Below are 23,446 nucleotides of genomic sequence, written 5' to 3'. Positions count from 1 at the left end.
GTCACCAACCCCCGGGCAGCGGTCTGCCCTCGGCGAATCCGGCGGCCGACTGAACCCCGAGCACCACCTTCTCGTGCATCTCTTGGAGGGTCGTCGCGCCGGTGTACGTCGCGGTCGACCGGACGCCGGAGCAGATGTGGTCGATGAGATCCTCGACGCTCGGATGCTCCGGATCGATCCGGATGCGCGACGACGAGATGCCTTCTTCGAAGAGGCCCTTACGAGCTTGGTCGTAGGCGTTGTCGGTGGCCGATCGTGCGGCGACCGCTCGTTTGGAGGCCATGCCGAAACTGACCTTGTACTCGCCGCTCGTATCGGTGTGGAGGTCTCCCGGCGATTCGTATGTGCCGGCGAACCACGATCCGACCATGGCGTTGGACGCACCGGCGGCGACGGCGAGTGCCACATCGCGCGGATGCCGGATCCCGCCGTCGGCCCACACGTGCGCGCCGCGTTCCCGGGCGGCGGCGGCGCATTCGGCGACGGCGGAGAACTGCGGGCGTCCGACACCGGTCATCATGCGCGTGGTGCACATGGCGCCGGGACCGACGCCCACCTTGACGATCGTCGCGCCCGCGTCGATCAGGTCGAGTGCACCGCGTTCGGAGACCACATTGCCTGCGGCGATCGGGACGCCGAGATCGGCGCCCGCAACGGCGGCCAGCGCAGTGAGCATCTTCTCCTGATGCCCGTGCGCCGTGTCGACGACGATGACGTCCGCACCGGCCTCGACTAGTCCGCGAGCCTTGCCGACGACGTCGCCGTTGATGCCGACCGCAGCGGCCACGCGGAGGCGACCCTGCGCGTCGACGTTCGGGCGGTAGATGCCTGCCCGCAGCGCGCCGGTGCGAGTCAGCACGCCGACCAGTGCTCCGTCGTCGTCCACGAGGACGGCCAGTTCGGCGTTCGCGTCGGTCAGGGTGTCGAACACCGTCCGCGGATCGGTGCCGGCGGGAAGCACGACGGGGATCGGTGTCATCGCCGAGCGCAGGTCGGTGAACATGTCGATGTCGTGGCCGGTCACGTTGCGAGCCACCAGGCCGACCGGCCGTCCGTCGTCGACGACGACCGCGGCGCCGTGCGCTCGCTTGGGGATCAACGACTGGGCCTGCGCCATCAGATCGTTCGGCGACATCACCACGGGTGTGTCGGCGACGAGGTCACGGCTCTTGACGAATCCGATCGTCTGCGCAGCAGCGTCGAGCGGCACGTCCTGGGGGAGGACGACCAGGCCGCCGCGGCGTGCGACGGTCTCGGCCATCCGCTTGCCGGCGATCGCGGTCATGTTCGCGACCACCAGCGGGATCGTGGTTCCGGTCCCGTCGGTCGACGCGAGGTCGACGTCGAACCGCGAGGTGGCGGCCGATCGGTTCGGGACGATGAACAGATCGTCGTAGGTGAGGTCGTGGTCGGGTTCGTGCCCGTCCAGGAATCGCACGCGCGGACCTTTCTCCTTGTTGAGGGATGCCAGAGCTGAGGGATGTCAGAAGTGGGTGATGAGCCGGTTGAGTTCGGTGAGCCAGGGGATCGCGACGGCGAGGGTCGGCACCACCAGAATCGCTGCGGCCAGCGTGTACGCGGTGGCGGACACCAACGGGACCGGCCGCACATAGCCGAGGCGTCGCACTCTGGTCAGCGTGGTCGGCCCGCCCACCGCCATCGCGCCGCGCGGTGCGGTCGCGTCGGCACAGGCCACGAGCGCACGGCCGACGGTCGTCGGGGCAGTCGCGCGGGCGGCTTGGTCGTCGGCGAGTGCTTCGGCGAGGAGTTCCACCGATCCGAGCGCCGACTGCGATCGGACGAATCGGGGGAAGGCCTCGTGCAGTGCGATGAACGCCTCCAGGACGAGATCGTGACGTGCGCGAAGGTGAGCGCGTTCGTGTTCGATGACGGCGGTCAGCTCATCGTCGGTGAGGCGGTCGAGAACTCCCTCGCTGACCACGATGCGGCTGCGCAGCCCCGGCAGACAGTAGGCGAGTGGGGTCGGGACGTCGAGCACGCGGACGTCCCGGTCGGTGCCGCGACGCTTGTCCACGCAATCGACGAGGTCGACCAGATTCCGATGGATGGTTCGGCGTGCACGCGTGCGGATGCCGACGCGCACGACGGTGAACATCAGTCGCGCGCCGACCAGCAGGGTCAGCGCGAACACCACGACGTAGAGCGTCCACAGGAACCATCCGAGCCGACCGATCTCGTCGAGCGGGTTGGTGGTCGGAGCTCCGTCGTGGCCGGGAGTGAGGAGATTCGCGGCGATCGCGAGTCCGGTGGAGAACGCGGAGAGAACGGCGGCGAGCGCAACAGACTGCCAGAGCGCCATCGCGGCTCGTGGTGCGTAGAGCGGCCAGGTCGCTCGGGACAGAGCCTGGGGGATCGGTCCGACAAAAGCGATCGTGAGGAAGCCGAACAGCAGCGCGGTCATCGGCCTTCCTCGAATCGTGCGGTCGAGCCGAGGCTCGACTGATGGTTGTCGACGATGTCGACTCTAGTGTTTCAGGCCGCGCGACGACTCGAGTTCGTCGAGAGCCTCGCGGAGGGCGGCGACTTCGTCGGCGTCCACTTGGCCGACGAACGAGACGAGTGCGGCATGTCGGGAGCCCGGTGCTTCGGCGCCCTTGAGCGCGTCGACCATCAGGCTGGCGACGAGGTTTTCACGTGGGCGCGTCGCTGCGTACCGGTGCGCACGGTCGTCGCGGATCTGCGTGACCAGTTCCTTCTTGGTGAGGCGCTGCAGCACTGTCATCACGGTCGTGTAGGCGAGGGCCCGCGAGCTGGACAGCTCTGCGTGAACCTGACGAACCGTCTGTGGGGTCGGCGACGCCCACAGAGTGTCCATCACGGCACGTTCCAACTCTCCCAGTCCGTTCATCTTCTTCATCTTACGTCGGCTCCTCTCGTTGATCGCTCCCCGCCCGGTCGAATGTGTTAACGCGAGGGCGCTGCAATTAGTTCCCTCGCCGGTTCTCCGTGGCGCGCTTGACAATGTAAGTAAGGCTAGCCTACATTCAATCTCAGCGATCGCGTGAGTGTCCTGAGGGCTGCAGAGACCCCCGATCCGCGGCGACGGCCCCCGGGCTCCGATGAGGAGCTCCGGGGGCCGTTGACTTTGCCGCCCAGCACGCTGGCACGCTGAGGTCATGACTGAAGACTATGAAGCTCTTGTGAAGACGGCCACCGGACTCGACGCGCTTCTCGGATTCGAGATCGCGGAAGCGACGGGCGAGGGTCTGCGAGGCACTCTCTCTGTGCGTTCCGACCATCATCAGCCGTTTGGAATCGTCCACGGCGGAACGTACTGTGCGCTCGCCGAGACCGCTGCGAGCGTGAGCGCGTTCTGCTGGCTGCAGGAGAGCGGGATCGGCGGCCATGCCGTCGGCGTCAACAATTCGACTGATTTTCTGCGGTCCGTTTCCGAGGGGGTCATCAGTGTCGTGGCAACCCCCGTGCACCGTGGAAAGCGTCAGCAGCTGTGGCTCATCGACATGACCGATGACCAGGGAAGATTGCTTGCGCAGTCGAAGGTTCGCATGCAGAATCTCTGACATCGCCCCCTCCGTCGCCGTCCTCTGTTCAACCGACAGGGGTCGGCGTCGGTGCATGACGCGGTCCGTTTCCACCTGAGAAGAACCTGTTACGGTCAGACGGCACTGATCAACGGAGCTCATGCGAAGGGGAGTCGTGTCAAAGCTTGAGAGCACTACAAAGAGATCGCAGCGCGACTGGGTCGTCTTCTCGATCACGGCCGCGTTCTCGATCGCATTCGTCGTCTGGGGGTTCGTCGACAAGGACAGCCTTTCGACGATTTCCGCCAACGCCAAGAACGGCGTGATCACCAACCTCGGATGGCTCTTCGTCATCGCCTCGACGGGGTTCGTGATCTTCGTCATCTGGTTGGCGATGAGCAGGTTCGGCCGCATTCCACTGGGCGGTGACGACGACCAGCCCGAGTTCCGCACGAGCTCGTGGATCGCGATGATGTTCAGCGCCGGCATGGGTATCGGCCTCATGTTCTTCGGCGTCGCCGAGCCGCTGACGTATTACGTCTCGCCGCCGCCGGGAACGGTCGACCCAGAGACTGTTGAAGCGTTCAAGACGGCGATGGGCACCACGATGTTCCACTGGGGACTCCACCCGTGGGCCATCTACGCGGTCGTCGGCCTCGCCATCGGCTACGGCATGTACCGCAAGGGACGTTCACAGCTGCTGTCCGCCGCATTCACATCGCTGTTCGGCGACCGCGCCAACGGCATCGGCGGCAAGATCATCGACATCCTCGCGATCTTCGCGACCCTGTTCGGGTCGGCGGCGTCGCTCGGCCTCGGCGCGCTGCAGATCGGCGACGGTCTGAAGTTCGCGGGCTGGGTCGGCACGGTCGGCACACCGATCCTGGTGATCATCATCGCGGTGCTGACGTTCTGCTTCATCCTGTCCGCCGTGTCCGGCGTGGCGCGCGGCATCCAGTGGCTGTCGAACATCAACATGGTTCTCGCCCTGGCGCTCGCGGTGTTCGTGTTCGTCGCCGGGCCGACGCTGCTGATCCTGAACCTGCTGCCGTCCGCGCTCGGCGACTACGCGCAGGACTTCGTCCAGATGAGCACACGCACCAACGCCGACGGCGACGCACAACTCGCCGAGTGGCTGTCGTCGTGGACGATCTTCTACTGGGCCTGGTGGATCTCGTGGACGCCCTTCGTCGGACTGTTCATCGCGCGCATCAGCCGCGGCCGGACCATCCGGCAGTTCGTCAGCGGTGTGCTGTTCGTCCCGATGCTCGTCAGCCTGGTCTGGTTCGCGATCTTCGGCGGCGCGGCGATCAACCGGCAGCACGAAGTAGGCGACTTGGCCTCCGACGGCAAGGTCGACTCCACGGGCGCGTTGTTCTCCCTGCTCGACACGATGCCGTGGGCGGGGATCACCACTGTCGTCGTGATGATGCTCGTTGCGATCTTCTTCGTGTCGGGCGCCGACGCCGCGTCCATCGTGATGGGGTCGCTGTCGGAGCGCGGTGTGCACGAACCGCAGAAGTCGACGGTCATCTTCTGGGGTGCCCTGACGGGTGCTGTTGCCGCCATCATGCTGGTGGTCGGCGACGGCGGCGCCACGGCGCTCACCGGCCTGCAGAACATCACCATCGTGGCGTCGGTTCCGTTCGTCATAGTCATGATCGTGCTGTGTGTCGCGCTGTACAAGGACCTGAGCAGCGACCGGATCGTCGCAGTGAGTGATCGAAGCACATTGCTCGTCGAGCGCGCCGTCGCCATCGGTGAAGACAGCTACGGCGACAACTTCGATCTGGTGACCCGCTACAGCGAGACCGGAACAGACCCGGTGAAGCACATGGAAGGCGTCGACACGGAGACCGACGTCGAAAATGATGCCGACCACGCGGACGACAGTTCCGTGAAGCCGGACCCGTCCACCTAGGCCGCAGGTCCCCGAACGACAAACGCTCCTGTCAGATCCTGGCAGGAGCGTTTGTCGTTCGGTCGAGGCGTCAGCCTGCGGAGGAGTTGCGTTCTTCGAGGTCCTTCTTCGCCTTGGCACGTTCGTCGTCGGCGAGCCGGAGACGCTCGAGGTACGACAACTCGGTGAGGGCGTGTCGTGCGTACACCTGCTGCTCGGTGACGGCGAGCTGCGTGCGGCCGCGGGTGCTGAACGCGAAGAACCAGTTCACGAAGGTGTTCACGCGGTTGCGGAAGCCGACGATGTAGATCAGGTGCAGGAACAGCCAGCCGAGCCACGCGATGTAGCCCTCGGTCTCGAACTTCTTGCTGGTCCCGGGGATCGGCACCTGCATGACGGCGCTGAACCGCGAGATCGTCGCCATCGAGCCCTTGTCGAAGTAGCTGAACGGCTTCCGCTCCTGCGGAGTGTGCCCCTTGAGGGACGCGCGGATGGCGTCGGCGGCGTATCGTCCGCCCTGGATGGCGCCCTGTGCGACGCCGGGGACACCCTCGACGGCCATCATGTCGCCGACCACGAAAACGTTGGAGTGGCCGGGGATCGTCAGGTCCGGTCCGACCTTCACGCGGCCTGCGCGGTCGAGTTCGGTGTCCGACTGATCGGCGAGGATCTTGCCGATCGAGCTCGCCTGCACGCCTGCTGACCAGACCTTGCACTGGCTGGCGATCGTGGCGATCTGACCGTCCGGGTACTTCACCGTCAGGCTGTCGTCGTCGATGTCGGTGACCATCGCACCGAGCCGAACGTCCACGCCGATCTTCTCGAGGCGAGCCTTCGCCTTCTGACCGAGCTTCTCGCCGAACGGCGGGAGAACAGCGGGGGCGGCGTCGAGCAGGATCACCTTCGCCTTGGTCGGATCGATGTTCCGGAAGGCGCCCTTGAGCGTCTTGTCGCTCATCTCGGCGATCTGGCCGGCCATCTCGACGCCCGTCGGGCCGGCGCCGACGACGACGAACGTCATCAGCATCTCCTGCTCTGCGGGATCGTCGGACAGCTCGGCCTGCTCGAACGCGCCGAGGATGCGACCGCGGAGCTCAAGGGCGTTGTCGATCGTCTTCATGCCGGGCGCGAACTCGGCGAAGTGATCGTTTCCGAAGTACGACTGGTCGGCGCCGGCGGCGATGATCAGATCGTCGTACGGGGTCTCGGTGGTGCGCTCGAGCAGCTGCGATCGGACCACCTGCTTCGCCAGGTCGATGTCGAAGACCTCGCCGAGGATCACGCTTGCGTTGCGCTGGTCGCGGAGGATCACACGCGTCGCCGGAGCGATCTCGCCTTCGGCGATGATGCCTGTCGCGACCTGATACAGCATCGGCTGGAACAGGTGGTGGGTTGTCTTCGCGATCAGGGTCACGTCGACGTCGGCCTTCTTGAGGCGCTGCGCCGCGAACAGACCGCCGAAGCCCGATCCGATGATGACGACCCGTCGGCGTCGCATCGGGTCGGTGGCAATGGTGTTGCTCATCGGTGTCTTCTCCAGTGTCGTCTTGGGTTAGTCGTCGGCTTGTGGCCCGAGGAGTCCAACGGTAGTCGTTGGCCGGATGCGGGGCATCTCAGGCTGTGCGATTCGACTCGTCGTGCGATCCGGCCGCGGTGATGCCGCTGTGTCGGCCACGCGTTCGCAGCCACTGTTCGCGCAGTATCTCGTATTCGACGTCGCCGTCGGGGAGACCGGGGGACAGTTGCTCCGACGACAGTGAACCGGCCGACAGTCGCATGCCGAGTTTGCTCATCACCCGCTGCGAGGCGGCGTGGTCGGTGTGGGTGCTGGCGAAGATCCGATCGGTGTCCGACGTCAGGAAGCTCACTGCGATCAACGCCGTGGCAGCTTCCGCAGCGAGCCCTCCACCCCAGAATCGGCGGTGCAGCCGATAACTGAGTTCGAGCTCCCGGATCCCGGTGTGGCGGGGCACCCGCAACTGCGCCCAGCCGATGAACTCTCCGCCGCGCCGCGCAGTCAACGTCCACAGCCCGGTGCCGTGGGTGCGGAACTGTGCTTCGGAACGCGGGATCACCCAGTCCTCCACCGAGCTGCGCGTCGACGGCTCACCGCCGCTCACGAACCGCATCACCTCGGGATCGGCGTCGAGTTCGAGGAGCCGGTCGGCATCGGCGTGCGACACCGGTCGTAGTCGTAGACGCTCCGAGTCGATTGCCATCTACAGCAGTCTATCGATGCGCGTGGAGTTCGTGTCGGATGGCAGCGATATGGTCAGTCGCGTGTCGGACATACAGAACTCGTCGAACTCGCCTCGGCCCCACAGCGTCGAGATCGCCCTCCGCTGGGGCGATCAGGATTCGCTCGGTCACATCAACAACGTGCAGATCGCGCGGCTTTTCGAAGAGGCGCGCGTCCGCACGATGAGCTCGTGGTTCGGCGGTGCCCGCAGCGGGTACGCGGGAGTGATCGCGCGCCAGGAGATCGAGTTCGCGTCGATCCTGCACTACTCCGACGAGCCGGTCAGAGTCGACGTGTGGGTGCCCCGGATCGGCACCACCTCGTTCGACTTCGGATGCGCCCTGTACGGGGCCGACGGAGCACTCGCCGCTCTGGCGGAGACGACGCTGGCCGGACTCGACCTCCGGACCGGGCACAAGATGGTGATGCCCGAGAACGTCGTCGCGGTGCTGCAGGCGAACAGCGGAGACCCGGTTCCGCTACGTCGCCGTCGCTGAGCGATAGCCCTACACACTGTGCGACAGGGGGAGATGACGTGCTGACAGTGCATCGTGCCGAACGCGCCGACACGCTGGTCGGGGTGCTCGCCGACGTGCTGGCGACACCGTCCGCCGACCCGATGCGGCCCGAGATCGTCGCCGTACCCGAGCGTGGCGTCGAACGCTGGCTCCGGCAACAGTTGTCGCTGCGGCTGGGGATAGCCGCCAACATCGACTTCGACTCACCGTCGGCGCTTCTGCGCACGGTGACCGTCTCAGCGTCCGCCGACCCGGAGGCGGCCGAGCGCTGGTACACGGACCGGCTCCGGTGGCCGGTGCTGCGCGTTCTCGACGCCAACGTCGACGACCCGCGGCTCAGTGTGATCGCAGCGCACCTCGGGATGACCGGAGACGACGCCACTCGAAAACTCCTTCGACGCGGCAGACGGTTCTCGACCGCGGCGACGATCGCCGGACTGTTCGGTGCGTACGGCTGGCAACGGCCGACGATGATCGCCGACTGGGCACTCGGCCGCGACACCGATGGGGCAGGCAACCCCCTCGCCGAACACCTCACCTGGCAACCGTGGTTCTGGCGGCTCGTCCGCGAGGAGATCGATCATCCCCACCCGGCGGAGGACATCGACGCCCTCGCAGCACGTCTTCGTGACGAACCCGGCGTAGTCGATCTGCCCGAACGGCTCGCGCTGTTCGGTCCGACCCGCATTCCGCAGACCATGCACGTGGTTCTCGACGCACTGAGTGCGGAACGCGACGTGGCGTTGTACCTCCCGCACTCGTCTGATGCGCTGTGGCGGCGGATCTCCGCCGAACCACCACGGTCGCGACGCAGGCGTGCGGACCGACGGGTGAACGCGCCGGACCACCCACTCCTCGCTGCATTGTCGCGTGACGTGCAAGAACTGCAGGAGGTGCTGACACCGTCGATCGGTGTGGACGTCCACCATCCGCAGCCGGAGGCGGCGGCTCCGATCACGGTGCTCGAAGCCCTCCAAGACGGACTTCGGCGCGACGCCCTCGAACCGGCGCCGGGAGTGCGCGCCGACACCTCCCTGGAGGTCCACGCCTGCCATGGACCGGAACGTCAAGTGGAAGTTCTGCGGGACCGGCTCCTCCGTCTCTTCGACGACGATCCGACTCTCGAACCACGCGACGTCCTCATCATGTGCCCGGACGTCGAAGCGTTCGCACCGCTGATACGCGGCGCATTCGGCCAATCCGGCCTGCATCATCCCGCGTACACACTGCGGGTTCGGCTCGCGGATCGTGGTCTGCGCGAATCGAATGCCGTCCTCGACGTCGTGGCACGGGTCCTCGATCTCGCGGCAGGCCGGATGCGGGCGGGAGAACTCCTCGATCTCGCATCGTCGACGCCGGTTCGGACACGGTTCGGCTTCACCGACGACGACGTCGACACTCTCGCCGGATGGATCCACCGATCCGGAATCCGATGGGGGGTCGACTCCGCGCAGCGCGGCCGGTTCGGGCTCGGCGGATTCCCCCAGGGCACGGTCGCGTCCGGGCTCGACCGCATGCTTCTCGGCGTGGTGGCAGAAGAGTCGGAGAACGAGTGGCTGGCCACCGCACTCCCGCTCGCGGGCGTGGATTCGACCGACACCGACCTCGTCGGCCGGTTCGCCGAATTCGCCGACCGCCTGACGACGCTCATCGACGCGGTCGGGCGCCCCCACACGGCAGGCGAATGGGCCGACATCCTCAACGGCGCCGTCGACGGCCTGACCGACGTCGCCGACGACGACGAGTGGCAACGCGCGCAAGCAGTCGGAATGATCTCGGACGCGCTGAGTTCGGCCGACGATCTGCGGCTGGAACTCGCCGACCTTCGGGATCTGATGGCCGGACTACTGGTGGCGCGCCCGACACGTTCCAATTTCTGCACGGGTGAACTGACCGTCTGCACGATGGTGCCGATGCGGTCCGTTCCGCATCGCGCGATCGTCGTCCTCGGGTTGGACACGGGCGCGTATCCGCGTCCGTCGTCAGTCGACGGAGACGATGTGCTCGCCGTCGCGCCCCTCGTCGGCGAACGCGACCGACGAGACGAAGACCGTCAGGCGTTCCTGGACGCCGTCGGCGCCGCCGGACAACATCTGCTCGTGTTCTACACGGGCGCCGATCCGCTCACCGGAACCGTGCTGCCGCCTGCGGTTGTGGTCAGCGAACTGATCGACGCCGCGAATGTCATCGTCGGGCACTCCGACGGGCCGTCGCCGATCGTGCATCGGCACACTCTGCACGCGTTCGACACGCGGAACTTCGTCGCGGCCGACGGTGCTGCGCCGTTCAGCTACGACTCGTCGCTGCTCGCGGGAGCTCGAGCGTTGAGCGACATCGACCGTTCCGGTGCGCCCGCTCCCGCGTTGCCCCGGCTGGCCGACGCACGCCTCGGCGAACTCGAACTCGGTGACGTCGACCTCGATGATCTGATCACTTTCCTGTGCGCGCCGGTTGAAGGGTTCGCGCGACAGCGGCTCGGCGTCGGACTGCCGGAGAGTGCCGACGGGCATCCAGATCAGTTGGCGGTGTCACTCGACGGCCTCGAACAGTGGAGTGTCGGCAATCGGTACCTGCAGGCGTTGCTCGACGGCCGCGATCCGGCGGCCGCAGCGGGTGCGGAACTGCGGCGAGGGTCCCTTCCGCCGTTCACGTTCGGCGCCGACACGTTCGGCCCGATCCGTGGGAAGGCTCAAGCGATATCCATTGCTGCCGACGGTTACCGCACGGATTCGGCCGACGCGGTCGACGTCCGAGTCGATCTGCCCGGCGGCCGTCGCCTGTACGGGACTGTCGGCGACGTGTTCGGCGACCGTCTCGTGCCTGTGAGTTATTCCCGCCTCGGCGCCAAGCATCGGGTCGGGGCTTGGATACGACTGCTGGCCATGGCCGCGGGCTCCAGCCGACGCGTTCCGCAGGCCGTCGTGGTCGGCGGAGCAGGCGGCCACACGCCGTCGGCCAAGGTCAGTCGCCTGTCCGCACCGGACGACGCGCTCGAGATACTCACGCTCCTCGTCGCTCTGCGGGATGCAGGCCTTCGAGCGCCGATCGGCCTCACGCTCGATGCAGCGGCGTCGGCGGCTTCCGAGTTCAACCGTCGCGGTCGTGCGCCGCAGGCCATGCAGCGAGCGAAGTTCACCTACGAGAAGTCGTTCGGCGACAAGAACCGCTACGCGGGTCTGGTGTTCCGAGGCGACCCCGACGCGTCGGTCGAGTTCGATGAACTGTGCCTTGCAGTTCCATCGCTCGACACGCTCGGCGACGTGGAGCACCTCCTGCCCGGTGATCAGTCGACGCCGATGTATCTGCGGCTGGCATGTGCTCTGTTCTCGCCGCTGCTGAGCAACGAGGAGGACCGATGAACACCCTCGACACCCGAGGTTTCGACCTCCGCGATCCGCTGCCGACCGGGACCGTCGTCCTCGAGGCGAGTGCGGGCACCGGCAAGACGTACGCCATCGTGTCGCTCGCGGTCCGCTACGTCGCCGAAGGCGTCCCGGTGTCTCGACTGCTGATGGCGACGTTCTCGAATGCGGCGTCTGCGGAGCTTCGCGACCGGACCAGATCACGGCTGCGCGAGTGCCTCGCCGCCGTCGATCAGGGGGTCACCGGCGACGACGTCCTCGTCGAATGGCTCCTCGACGGCACGGACGACACGATCGCGGTACGTCGCGCGCGGCTGGTCTCGGCGCTGTCGGACTTCGACGCAGCCACGATGGCCACCACTCACACATTCTGCAATCGGATGCTCGCCGCGCTCGGTTTCCTCGGCGAACGTGAACAGCAGTACCCGATCGTCGAGAACGTCGACGAGATCGTCGCGGAAGTGGCGCGCGACGCCTACATCGCACGATTCGCCGGCGACTCGTCCGATGCCCCGGCCTTCGACGAGACTCTGGAGATCGCGAAGGAGGCCGTCCGCAATCCCACCGCGACCCTCGCGCCGTTCCGGCCCGGCGAACGCGACGACGACTCCGACCTGCGGGTGGCAATGGCGACACACGTGCGCCGTCAGACCGAGATCCGGAAGCGGTTGGCGCGACTGCGGACGTACGACGACCTGCAGAACACGCTGTACGACATCGTGACCGATCCGGCCATCGGCGACAGAGCCTGTGACCGCATCCGCGATCAGTTCTCTGTCGTTCTCATCGACGAGTTCCAGGACACCGACCCGCAGCAGTGGGAGATCGTCCGCCGCTGCTTCCACGACCACCTCCCGCTGGTCCTCGTCGGTGACCCGAAACAGTCGATCTACGCATTCCGTGGCGCCGAAGTGCTCAGTTACCTCCACGCCGTGCAGGCGGCGGGGGACCGGCGGATCCTGAACGTCAACCGCCGTTCGGATCAGAACGTCGTGGAAGGGCTCAGCGTGCTGTTCGACGGCGCCGCTTTCGGGCATCCCGACATCGTGTACCGCCCGGTCACCGCCTATCACTCCGGATCGCGGATCCACGGTGCGCCCGCGGTGCGCATCCGACGTTTCGACAAGAACGACTTCACCGTCCACACGCAGGACGGCACCACCCCGAAGGTGGCCCAGGTCAGGGAGAGGGTGATCGACGATGTCGCGGGCGACATCGCGGCGCTGCTGAAGTCGTCGGTCACGATCGACGTCGACGGGCTGACCCGGCCCGTGGAGTCCGGCGACATCGCGGTGCTCCTACGCGCGAACCGGACGATCGAGCCACTGCAGCGAGCTCTCGCCGACCGCGGTGTCGCATCTGTCGTGACGTCCGGGACGTCGGTCTTCACCACCGATGCGGCCCGCCACTGGTGGCACGTTCTCACCGCGATAGACCAGCCGTCTCGGCAGCCGAGGGTCCGGCTCGCCGCGTTGACGCCCCTGGTCGGGCTCACGGCGGAGACTCTGGAGACACAGGGCGAGACCGGCATCGGCACCCTTGCGGCGCAGTTCGCCGAACTCGGGCGCGTTTTCGTCGACGGTGGATTCGCCGCGATGTCGGCTCGACTTCTGGACGAGTTCACCACCGCGGAACGGCTCCTCGGCTCGGCACGCGGCGAGCGACTGTTCACCGATGTGCGCCAGATGGCCGATGTCTGCAACCGGTACGCCGCCGACAGCGGGAGTGGACTGACCTCGCTCGTCGACTGGCTGGGCGAACAGATCGCCGACAGTTCCCAGTGGTCCGGCCGATCAGATGCGACCCGCAGACTCGACCGGGACACCGCCGCCGTTCAGATCATGACCGTCCACGCCAGCAAAGGTCTCGAATTCCCGATCGTCTACGTGCCGTTCGGCTGGGACGGGGCGTCCCGCGTCAACCCGGCGACGTTCGTGTTCCACGACGACGGCGACACCCGGTGCCTCGACGTGGCGGGCAAGGGCGCGCCGGGCTACGGCAGGCGCGACGCGCTCGCGCGGTCGGAGTCGGCAGGCGAAGACCTGCGGCTGATGTACGTCGCCGCGACTCGAGCACGGTCGATGGTGGTGCTCTGGTGGGCGCCGAGCACCACCACGGCACGTGGTGCGCTGCACCGACTCCTGTTCACCGGACAGCACAGGCGGGCAGCGGTTCGGTCCGGCGAGGTCGCCACGATCCCGGACATGGTGCCCATCCCGGCCGACGACATGGACTGCGCCGGGGTCCTGCGTGAGGCGGCGTCGTTGAGCCCGGCGATCAGCGTTGAACACGCGGGTGGACGCGACGGAATCCGGGTCCCCCGTGCGGTGACCGGGAGCGGTCCCGCGCCGCGTCTCACGGTGTCGCGGTTCACCCGTCGGGTGGACGACGCCTGGCGTCGCACGTCGTACTCCGCGATCGTCGCCGCTGCACACGCGGCGGCGCACGCTGAGCACACGGCGGTGTCGGTGATCGGGACCGGCAGCGAGCCCGACGACGTCGACCGCCGCGACGAACCCGTCGACGCCCCCGATCCGACACTCGGCGACCAGACAGTGACGGCCGGGATCGCGTCGCCGATGAACGGTCTGCCGTTCGGCGCGGGGTTCGGAACCCTGGTGCACGAGGTGCTCGAACACGTCGACACGTCTGCCGACGACATCACGGTGCACGTCCGACAGCTCACCGAGGAGGGGGCTGCTCGGCGCGGTGTCGACATCGACGTCGATGTGCTCGCGACAGCGCTCGTCGGTGTGCTGACCACACCGCTGGGCTTCGGAGACCTGTGGTCTGTCGCGCCTCGCGATCGGCTCGCCGAACTGGATTTCGAACTCCCCCTGTCTGCGGTGGGAGGCGGCTTCGGGCTCGATCAGGTCGGTGATCTGCTCGCCGAGCATCTGCCCGGGGACGACCCGCTCGCCCCGTACGCAGATCTCGTCCGTGCGGTGTCCGACGACCGGTTCCGCGGCTTCCTGACCGGCAGCATCGACTCAGTGCTGCGCACTCCGGACGGACGCTTCGTGGTCGTCGACTACAAGACGAACCGACTGAGGCCGGGCGAACTCGCCGTTGAGGATTTCGGTCGTGAGGCGATGGCGGCCGAGATGATGACGGCCCACTATCCGCTGCAGGCGTTGCTGTACTCGGTCGCGTTGCATCGGTACCTGTTGTGGCGACTGCCCGGTTATCACCCGGAGCAGCACCTCGGGCCGGTTCAATACCACTTCGTGCGCGGCATGGCGGGCCCGACGACACCGCCCGGGTGCGGCGTGTTCGAGTGGCGGATGCCGGTGGATCTGGTCACATCGATGAGCGACCTGCTCGCCGGGAAGGGAGTGAACCGATGATCGTCACCTCCGAGACCGGTGTCCTGGCGCCGTTCAATCAGGCGGGTGTGCTGCACGCGTCGGACGTCCACGTGGCCCGCAGAGTGGCCGCGCTCGCCGGCGGCACGACCGACGACGACGTGCTCCTGGCGACCGCCCTGGCCGTTCGTGCTGTCCGCACTGGTTCGACCTGTGTGCAACTCGATCGCATCGCAGAGAATTCGGTCGAGCACACCGTTGACGGCGAGCCCGTCGAACTGCCGTGGCCGCCTGTCGAGCGGTTGACCGCCGCGCTTGCGACGTCGCCCCTGGTGGTGGGCGCATCGTCGGGACCGCTGACCCCGTTGGCGTTGGCCGAATCAGCCGACGGGCCACTTCTGTACCTGCGCAAGTACTTCCGCCAGGAGCAGAGCATCCGCACCATCCTCGACGATCGCGCCGCGACTCGACCGGACGTGGACGTCGACGTGCTCACCCGAGCGTTGGACGAGGCGTTCACCTCCGACGACTCGGGGCTGTACGACCGGCAGCGCGCCGCTGCGGCACTCGCCGCGACCAGTTGGACGACGGTCCTCGCGGGAGGCCCCGGGACCGGCAAGACGTACACGGTCGCGCGGATCCTCGCGGTCATGGAGACCGTTCTCGGTCCGGACATCCGCATCGGCCTGTGCGCGCCGACCGGTCGGGCCGCAGCGCAGCTGCAGTCGGCGATCGGCGAATACAGCCGGACCCGGCGTCGGCTCACCAGTGATCCGGCGGCGGTGACCGTTCACCGGCTGCTGGGCTCGCGGCCGGACGGGACGTTCGTACGGGGTTCGGGGAACCGACTGCCGTTCGACGTCGTGGTCGTCGACGAGACCTCGATGTTGCCGGTGACGATGATGTGCCGACTCCTCGAATCCCTGCGCGGTGACACCCGACTGATCCTCGTCGGAGACCCGCACCAATTGGTGTCGGTCGAGGCGGGCGCGGTGCTCGCCGACCTGGTGGAACGAGACCCGGCCGACGTCGCATCGGTCGAGAAGTCCTCGGCCTTCGGTGCGGCCGCCGGCATCGACGACGCCGACTTCACCGATGCCGAACAGGCGGCACTCGGCGGAGGTGTCATCACGCTGCGTCGCGGGCACAGGTACGGCGACCGGATCGGTGAGGTCGCCGAAGCGGTCAACGCAGGCGACGCCGACAGGGTGCTGGAGCTCATCGGGTCGCCGGGCGACGACAACCCCGTGACGCTTGTCGACCCCGATGATTTGGCCGGAGTCAGAGGATCGGTTGTCGCCTGGGCTCGCAGCCTCCGCGAGGCCGCCGGGTCGGGCGACGCCAGGCTCGCGGTAGAGGCGCTCCGCGGACATCGGGTGCTGTGTGCACATCGGGCCGGCCGCTTCGGAGTCGCCGGATGGTCCCGACGGATCACCGGATGGACGACGGACGATCTGGGAGGCGCGACGACGCACGGTGGAGCGTGGTACGCGGGTGAGCCGCTGCTCGTGACAGCCAATGATCGTGCGCAAGACGTCTACAACGGTGATTCCGGCGTGGTGATCGCCGACGGGGACTCGTTGGTGGCGGTGTTCGAACGCGGCGACTCCATCAAACGCCTGCATCCGAGCCAGCTCGCCGACGTGGTGCCGGTGTACGCGATGACCATCCACCGTAGCCAGGGTAGTCAGTTCACCGAGGTCACCGTCGTGCTGCCGCCTGCGGGCGCGGAACTCCTGACCCGCGAACTCCTGTACACGGCGATCACCCGTGCCGAGAGCAGAGTCAGGATCGTCGGGACCGCCGACGCACTCCGCGCAGCCGTGGGTCGGCGCGTCGCTCGAGCCAGTGGTCTCCGGACCCGCGCCGTGGAGCGTCCTGCTCCTTGAACCCGGTCAGCCGAGGTCGGCTCCGCCGGGGACGAGGTCGCGGCGCAGGTACGACTCCCACGCGAGGAACTGACGTTGTTGATCACGGGGCAGCGAGGCGAAGCCCTTCATCGACGCGCTGCGCGCCATCTCCGTGCGGTGCGAGGTGATCGCGCGGATCTTGGCGCCGATGTGCGCCTGGAGGTCGAGGGTCACCGACACCTGCTCGTCAGGTGTGCCGATGAGTGGAAGGTGAGACGCTTCGGGCAGATGCGGGCTCACTTCGTCGACGACGCTGACCGGAATCGTCGCGAAGTACAGTGATTTCACCTGCCACGGGTCGCCGGTCTCCGGTCGGTAGTGGACGAGATTCGCGGCGTCGGCGGCAGCGCAGACGAGTCGGTTGACGTGAATGTGGTCGCGGTGGCCGTAGATGCCGAACGCGTCGTACGTGACGATGACGTCCGGTCTGACACGTCGGATGTGGTCGACGAGCACGCCGACCTCCTCGTCGAACGGAACGTCGATGATCGACGGCGCGTCGGGTGCCGACTCGGGGACGAAGCTGTCGGCGTACCCGAGTGCGATCGGTGGCCGGGGGAGGCCGAGTTCTCTGGCGGCGTCACAGAGTTCACTGTGCCGGACCGTCCCGGGAGCCCACGTACAGGTGATGAGGTCGGCGTCGCCGCCGCGGGCGATGTGGGCGGCGATGGTCCCGCCTGTCCACAACGATTCGTCGTCGGGGTGGGCGTGGACGAACAAGGCGCTCGGTATGCCGGACACGTGCTCCACAGTACGCGTCGAGGGTCAGTAAACTGTTCTGTGCCGATCAGCCGATGCCCTCCGACCGAGGGTACGAAAGGAGTACTGCCTTGACGTCACAGGTTCACGAGTTCCAGGCGGAGGCCCGCCAACTGCTCGACCTGATGGTCCATTCGATCTATTCGAACAAGGACAGCTTTCTGCGAGAGTTGGTGTCGAACGCGTCGGATGCTCTCGACAAGCTGCGACTCGCCGGGTTGACCGACAAGGATCTCGACGCCGACATCTCCGACCTGCACATTCGGCTGATCCCAGACGCCGAAGCGCGCACTCTCACGATCACCGACAACGGCATCGGCATGTCGCGCGACGAAGTGATCGACCTCATCGGCACCGTCGCGAAGTCGGGGACCGCGGAACTGCGTCGCAAGCTCGCCGAGTCTGACAAGTCGACGACCGAGGACCTCATCGGCCAGTTCGGCGTCGGCTTCTACTCGACGTTCATGGTGGCCGATGAGGTGACCCTCGTCACCCGCAAGGCCGGCGAGAGCGTCGGCACCAAGTGGACGTCGACCGGTGACGGCACGTACACCATCGACGACGTCGCCGACGCTCCGCAGGGCACGACCATCACGCTCGCCCTCAGTGACGTCGACGACGAGAACGCCGTCCACGACTACACAGACCGTTACGTGCTGCGGGGACTGGTGAAGAAGTACTCGGACTTCATCGCGTGGCCGATCCGCATGCTCGGTGAGACGCCGGAGCCCGCCGAGGGTGACGAGCCTGCGACTCCCGCGGAGCCCGTCGACGAGACGCTGAACTCGCAGAAGGCCCTCTGGTCGAAGTCGAAGGACGAGGTGAGCCAGGAGGAGTACGCCGACTTCTACCGCCACATCTCGCACGCGTGGGACGCGCCGCTGGAGACCATCTCACTGCACGCCGAGGGCACGTTCGAGTACCAGGCGCTGTTGTTCATCCCGACGCAGGCACCGTTCGACCTGTTCATGCGGGAACGCAGCAGCGGAATCCACCTGTACGTGAAGCGTGTCTTCATCATGGACGACGCGACCGACCTCATGCCGGAGTACCTTCGCTGGGTGCAGGGCGTGGTGGACGCGGCGGACCTCTCGCTCAACGTGTCCCGCGAGATCCTGCAGCAGGACCGACAGATCCGCGCGATCCGTCGTCGCCTCGTGAAGAAGGTCATCTCGACGATCCAGGAGATCGCCGACAAGCGACCCGACGACTACCGCACGTTCTGGGAGAACTTCGGTCGAGTGTTCAAGGAGGGCCTGATCAACGACGCGGACAACGCGCAGGCCATCCTCAAGGCGTCGATGTTCGCGTCCACCCACAGCGACACGGAGCCGACCCGACTGGCCGACTACGTGACGCGGATGGCCGACGACCAGGACGTCATCTACTACATGACCGGCGAGTCGCGTGCGCAGATCGTCGGAAGCCCGCACCTGGAGGCGTTTGCCGCCAAGGGCATCGAGGTGCTCCTGCTGTCGGATCCGGTCGACGAGGTGTGGGTCGGGAACGTTCCCGACTTCGACGGCAAGAAGTTCGTGTCGATCGCGAAGGGTGTCGTCGACCTGGACGGAGATGAGGACGCCGCCGACACCGAGCGCGACGAGGCGTTCGCGCCGCTGCTCACGTGGCTGGGCGAGACCTTGTCGGACGACGTCTCGGAGGTTCGTCTGACGTCGCGCCTCACCGATTCCGCCGCGTGCCTGGTGGGCGACGAGTTCTCGATGACCCCGCAGTTGGAGAAGCTGTACCGGGCGTCGGGGCAGCCGGTTCCGCACAGCAAGCGGATCCTGGAACTCAATCCGAGCCACGCGGTCGTGACGCGTCTGAAGGAGAAGTTCGGGTCGGCCGACGACGATCACACAGCGCTGGCGCCCGCCGCGTCGCTGGTGTTCGCCAGTGCCGTCCTCGCCGAGGGCGGTGAGCTCACCGATCCCGCCGCCGTCGCGAAGTTGATCGCACAGCAGGTCGCCGACTCGCTCGCCTGATGTCGATCATCACGCGGGCCGCGATCTGGATCGGATCCTGGCCCTGGCTGCCGCCGTATCTCCCGAAGATCGTCAAGGTCGACGGGTGGATCCAGCGGATCAGCCGGGGTCGGATCGACCTGCTGTGGATTGCGAGTCTGCCGAGCGTGACGTTCACCGTCGTGGGCCGCAAGAGCGGCGAGCCGCGGACGACGACGGTGCTCGCCGCGCCCGACGGCGACGACTGGATCGTCGCCGGGTCGTACTTCGGTGGCCCGAAGAGTCCGGCGTGGGTGTTCAACATGCGTGCCGCCGCAAGCGGAACACTGCGCGTCAAGGGTGTCGATGTGCCGATGACGGCCACCGAGCTGTCGGGAGAGGACCGCGCCCGGGCGTGGGACTGTCTGCTCGGCGTCTGGCCGAACTTCACTCTCTACGAACAGCGGACCGACCGCACGATTCCCCTCTTCCGGCTCTCGCCGAGCTAGTCGGCGAGTTCGACGAAGTCCTCGGCGTACCCGAGGACGAGGATCGGCGAGTCGGTCACGGCGTCGCGGACCTCGTCCCACGCGGGGGAGTCCGCGGCGCCGTACAGGTGCTGCACGTCGGCGATCAGCGCTGTCGGGTCGGGAGATGCGGCTGCCGTCCGGTGGAACGCGAGCGTCGACGCTCCGACACCGATCAACGCGTAGCCGTGCTGGTCGTGCATTCGACGCGCGACCGTATGGCTTGCGAACGGCGACCAGTCGCCCTCGAAGTATCCGTTCGGGATGCTCGCGAGAAGGTCTGCCGGCGTGGGGACCTGCGCGCGTTGGACGACGTGCGTCGTCTCGAACAGTCGTTCCGGCTGGCGGTTCAACCCCGCGAGGGCGTCGACCACCGTGGTGTCAGTCGGGTCGGCTGCGAGCGATTCCCACGGCTCGGCTCGTCCGGGATCGTGCAGGACATGCAGAGCCGTTCGGATGACGGCTGCTTCGTAGGAGTACAGAGCCGTGGGCGAGTCGTCGTCCGGGTACTCGACGTCACCGTCGAGGTCGTGCCGATTTCGAGCATGTCCGCTTGTGTAGAGGCACTGCGGGAGATTGTCGAGCGTGAGCAGGTCGACGCCCCGCCGTCCTGCTCGTTACGACAGCCTCATCGAACTCACGCCTGATGCGTCGATTCCCGCTAATTGTCTGACAATTAGCGGGAATCAGCGCATCAGGCGTGAATAGAGAACTGGTGCGGGAAGGGACCTATTCGCCCTTGAACTGCGGGGGACGCTTCTCGAAGACCGAGGCGATGGCTTCGCCGAGGTCGTTGCTGGGGAGGAAAGCGGCGTTCCACGTCGCGACGTAGCGCAGGCTCTCGTCGACGCGGGAGCGGCGTGAGTGGTCCAGCACGTTCATCGTGCCCTGGACGACGAGCGGCGGAAGTGCCGCGATCTCGGCGCCCTTCGCGCGTGCGGCGTCGAGCAGTGACTCGGGGGTGTCGAAGACGTCGGTGACGAGACCGATCTTCTCCGCGCGTGCCGCGTCGATGTCCTTGCCGGTCAGGGCAAGGTCGCGGGTGTGGCCGTCGCCGATGATCAGGGGGAGGCGCGCGAGCGATCCCATGTCGGCGACGATCGCGACGCGCACCTCGCGGACGCTGAACTTGGCGTCGGCGCTGGCGATGCGGATGTCCGCGGCGGTGATCAGGTCGACGCCGCCGCCGATGCACCAGCCCTGGACCGCGGCGATGACGGGCTTGCGGCAGTCGGCCACCGCGTTGATGCCCGCCTGCATGCGGCCGATCATGTTGTGGAAGTCGGTACGGGCCTTGGCCGCCTTGCCGTCGCCGCCGAGCACCGGACCGAAGTCGCCGGCCATCGCCGGAAGGTCGAGGCCGAACGAGAAGTTCTTGCCCGAGCCGGTCAGGACCACCGCGCGGACGTCGGGGTCGGTGTCGATGCCCTGGAACAGGGGAACGAGCTCGGCCCAGAAGTCCGGGCCCATCGCGTTGCCCTTGGTGGGACCGATCAAGGTCACCTCGGCGACGTGGTCGGCGACAGTCACGTCGAACGCCTTGTACTGGTCGCTGTCGCGGTATTCGGGGATGCTCATCTCGCTCATTTCTCGAATGTTACTCGCCGGTAGATTTAGTCGCGGGTCAGGCGGGGGAGAAGTCGGATCGTGTCCTCATTCGTCCAGCCGGGCGGTTCGAGGATCTGCGCCCACGCCTTCGGAATCGCCGCCAGATAGTTGTGGCCGTGGCCGTCGGGGACGTCCACCGACACGGCCATATCCGCAGCGACCTGCAGGAACGTCAAGATCGGGAACCACGTCGTCGAATCGAGCACGTCCGGGCCGCGCTGCTCACGAAGCCAGTCCGGTTCGTCGAACAGCAGATCCGGAGACCACCAGGAGATCGGATCGGAGGGATGCTGGAGGTAGACGATGCGTCCCTTGGTCCACGGCTGGCCCGCCGGGCGGTCGAGGTCGGCGGGGTCCATGATGAACCGGACCTGATCACCGTTGTCGAAGATCGGCAGGTACTCCGGGGAGCCCGAGTCGCGGCCGTTCGTCGTGTCTCGCCACAGTGTGTTGCTGAACGTCGGGCCGGTCAGCAGAGCGCCGTCGGTGCGTGCGGACATCGTCGGGATCGAACCGAACGGGGCCTCCGCGGCGAACGAGCCGAGGCTCTCGCCGAAGACGACGATCTTCGGCCGCGTCGCCTCGGGGATGTCCCGGACACGTCGGTCGACGGCTTCGAAGAGGGCTCGACCGGCCTGGCGTGCGCGCTCCTGATCGACGATGAACGACAGCCAACTCGGCAGAGTGGAGTACTGCATGCCGACGATCGCGGTGTCGCCGTTGTACATGTACTCGATGGAGTCGGGGTTGGCTCGATTGATCCACCCGGTGCCGGTGGTCGACGCGACCGCGATCACCTTGCGGGTGAGACCGCCCGCTCGAACCAGCTCATCGGCGGCCAGAGTCGCGGCTTCGGCAATGGTGGGCGCCGATTCGAGACCTGCGTACACGCGGATCGGTTCGAGTGCGGGCTTGTGGTTGAACTCGCCGATCTCCTCCTTGGTCGGCCCGGTCGAGACGAACGCTCGGCCCTGTCGGCCGAGGCTCTCCCAGCTCACCAGCGATTCGGGACTGCCGGATTTCAAGGGGGACGACGGAGGTGACGAGTCCGGAGTCGATTCGTCGTTCACGGCGGCGAACGTCTCGTTCAGCGCCTTCATGCCGTAGTTGGTCACCACGCCGTTCACGACGAAGATACTGACCAAGATGACTACGAGTGCCGCGACGGCTCCCGAGATGCGTGGAGGGATGTGGGCTGTCAGCTTTCGGGCGATGAACCGAACGAGAGCGCCCCAGGCCTGACCGACACCGACGAGGATCGCGAACACGATGACGGCGATGATCGCGATCTGCGGATACGACGTCCACGTGAGGTGATCGACTCCCATCAGGTCGCGGAGTTCGTCCTGCCATCGGTGGAACCAGTACAACGCGACCACCGTGCCGACGGAGGCGACGACGCCGAGTCCGATCCACCAGATCCGGCTCGGGCGAGGCCACGCCTCTTGTCGAGAGACGAGGTACCGCGCGAACCATGCGAAGAAGGCTCCGAGCCCGTACCCGATGGCCGCCGCGCCTGCGGCGACCACTCCCTGGAACAACGGGCCGCGAGGCAACAGCGACGGCGTCGTCGACAGCCAGAGGAACAGCGTCGCGAGGACGGCTCCGGTGTACGACAGGCGGCTCACGTAGTCGCTCGTCCAGGTCGCGACTCGGCTGCGCGCACCGGATGCGGGGGACGGCTCAGCGGCCTCCGTCTCAGAAGCGGTGTCGAGCGGGTCGGTCGGCTCCGGAGCATCCGTTCCGGCTGCGTCGTCAGTGACCACGCCGCCTCCTTCGTATTCGAGAGATTCACGATGAAGATACCTGCAGCGTACGACGCGTGAGCACACGACACCCGAGGTTGATCGCCGGTTGTGCAACGATTAGCGC

General features: G+C 66.9%; 17 protein-coding genes. 8 read left to right on the top strand and 9 right to left on the bottom strand.

Annotation, left to right across the window (positions count from 1 at the left end; genetic code table 11):
* Position 1: 1 nt before the first annotated feature.
* The 3 genes from guaB1 to GM1_RS03045 form a co-directional block, all read right to left on the bottom strand.
* Complete coding sequence (gene guaB1, locus GM1_RS03055) at positions 2-1,438, bottom strand: GMP reductase (RefSeq protein WP_008376528.1); 1,437 nt, start codon at positions 1,436-1,438, stop codon at positions 2-4.
* Between the two features lie 45 nt (positions 1,439-1,483).
* A complete protein-coding gene (locus tag GM1_RS03050) occupies positions 1,484-2,422 on the bottom strand; it encodes a M56 family metallopeptidase (protein WP_008376526.1) in 939 nt (312 codons plus the stop codon).
* Positions 2,423-2,485: 63 nt separating this feature from the next.
* Complete coding sequence (locus tag GM1_RS03045) at positions 2,486-2,878, bottom strand: BlaI/MecI/CopY family transcriptional regulator (protein ID WP_008376524.1); 393 nt, start codon at positions 2,876-2,878, stop codon at positions 2,486-2,488.
* 259 nt (positions 2,879-3,137) lie between these two features.
* Between GM1_RS03045 and GM1_RS03040 the strand changes: the two genes are divergently transcribed.
* Together GM1_RS03040 and GM1_RS03035 are read left to right on the top strand one after the other, a co-directional pair.
* Positions 3,138-3,542 carry a PaaI family thioesterase gene (locus GM1_RS03040; RefSeq protein ID WP_008376522.1) on the top strand — a complete coding sequence of 135 codons (405 nt, stop codon included), beginning with the start codon at positions 3,138-3,140 and terminating at the stop codon, positions 3,540-3,542.
* Between the two features lie 121 nt (positions 3,543-3,663).
* Entirely contained in the window at positions 3,664-5,424 is a 1,761-nt protein-coding gene (locus GM1_RS03035; RefSeq protein WP_008376520.1) for a BCCT family transporter, read from the top strand.
* 70 nt (positions 5,425-5,494) lie between these two features.
* Here the strand turns inward: GM1_RS03035 and GM1_RS03030 are convergent, their stop codons facing one another.
* Both GM1_RS03030 and GM1_RS03025 read right to left on the bottom strand, forming a co-directional pair.
* A complete protein-coding gene (locus tag GM1_RS03030) occupies positions 5,495-6,928 on the bottom strand; it encodes an NAD(P)/FAD-dependent oxidoreductase (RefSeq protein WP_008376518.1) in 1,434 nt (477 codons plus the stop codon).
* A gap of 88 nt (positions 6,929-7,016) precedes the next feature.
* Entirely contained in the window at positions 7,017-7,622 is a 606-nt protein-coding gene (locus GM1_RS03025; protein WP_008376517.1) for a GNAT family N-acetyltransferase, read from the bottom strand.
* Between the two features lie 61 nt (positions 7,623-7,683).
* On the opposite strand from GM1_RS03025, the gene GM1_RS03020 reads away from it, so the two are divergent.
* From GM1_RS03020 to recD, 4 genes are read left to right on the top strand one after another with little or no spacing between them, the layout of a single operon-like run.
* Entirely contained in the window at positions 7,684-8,139 is a 456-nt protein-coding gene (locus GM1_RS03020) for an acyl-CoA thioesterase (protein ID WP_223291377.1), read from the top strand.
* A gap of 38 nt (positions 8,140-8,177) precedes the next feature.
* Positions 8,178-11,519 (top strand): exodeoxyribonuclease V subunit gamma, encoded by a 3,342-nt coding sequence (gene recC, locus GM1_RS03015; RefSeq protein WP_040519354.1) that lies wholly within the window; start codon positions 8,178-8,180, stop codon positions 11,517-11,519.
* Positions 11,516-14,869, top strand: a complete 3,354-nt coding sequence (locus GM1_RS03010) for a UvrD-helicase domain-containing protein (RefSeq protein WP_008376512.1) — start codon at positions 11,516-11,518, stop codon at positions 14,867-14,869. The genes recC and GM1_RS03010 overlap by 4 nt, the downstream gene beginning before the upstream one ends.
* On the top strand, positions 14,866-16,716 hold the full coding sequence (recD, locus tag GM1_RS03005) for an exodeoxyribonuclease V subunit alpha (protein ID WP_008376510.1): 1,851 nt from the start codon (positions 14,866-14,868) through the stop codon (positions 16,714-16,716). Before GM1_RS03010 ends, recD begins: the two co-directional genes overlap by 4 nt.
* A gap of 6 nt (positions 16,717-16,722) precedes the next feature.
* On the opposite strand, the gene GM1_RS03000 is transcribed toward recD, so the two are convergent.
* Positions 16,723-17,487, bottom strand: a complete 765-nt coding sequence (locus GM1_RS03000; RefSeq protein WP_008376508.1) for a PIG-L family deacetylase — start codon at positions 17,485-17,487, stop codon at positions 16,723-16,725.
* A gap of 44 nt (positions 17,488-17,531) precedes the next feature.
* Here GM1_RS03000 and htpG point away from each other — a divergent pair, with 44 nt between their 5' ends.
* On the top strand, positions 17,532-19,481 hold the full coding sequence (gene htpG, locus GM1_RS02995; RefSeq protein ID WP_052005282.1) for a molecular chaperone HtpG: 1,950 nt from the start codon (positions 17,532-17,534) through the stop codon (positions 19,479-19,481).
* The gene (locus GM1_RS02990) at positions 19,481-19,948 is read left to right on the top strand and encodes a nitroreductase family deazaflavin-dependent oxidoreductase (protein ID WP_008376505.1); all 468 of its coding nucleotides are present in this window, start codon (positions 19,481-19,483) and stop codon (positions 19,946-19,948) included. The genes htpG and GM1_RS02990 overlap by 1 nt, the downstream gene beginning before the upstream one ends.
* Here GM1_RS02990 and GM1_RS21480 read toward each other — a convergent pair.
* The 3 genes from GM1_RS21480 to GM1_RS02975 form a co-directional block, all read right to left on the bottom strand.
* Positions 19,945-20,340, bottom strand: a complete 396-nt coding sequence (locus tag GM1_RS21480; protein WP_008376503.1) for a hypothetical protein — start codon at positions 20,338-20,340, stop codon at positions 19,945-19,947. The genes GM1_RS02990 and GM1_RS21480 overlap by 4 nt on opposite strands.
* A gap of 355 nt (positions 20,341-20,695) precedes the next feature.
* The gene (locus tag GM1_RS02980) at positions 20,696-21,553 is read right to left on the bottom strand and encodes a crotonase/enoyl-CoA hydratase family protein (protein ID WP_008376501.1); all 858 of its coding nucleotides are present in this window, start codon (positions 21,551-21,553) and stop codon (positions 20,696-20,698) included.
* 26 nt (positions 21,554-21,579) lie between these two features.
* Positions 21,580-23,340, bottom strand: a complete 1,761-nt coding sequence (locus GM1_RS02975) for an alpha/beta hydrolase (RefSeq protein WP_008376500.1) — start codon at positions 23,338-23,340, stop codon at positions 21,580-21,582.
* Positions 23,341-23,446 lie beyond the last annotated feature (106 nt).

Source organism: Gordonia malaquae NBRC 108250, from assembly GCF_000344135.1.
Taxonomy (GTDB): Bacteria; Actinomycetota; Actinomycetes; order Mycobacteriales; family Mycobacteriaceae; genus Gordonia; species Gordonia malaquae.
Note: the sequence above shows the minus strand (reverse complement) of the source record. Positions and strands in the feature narration are given on the sequence as shown.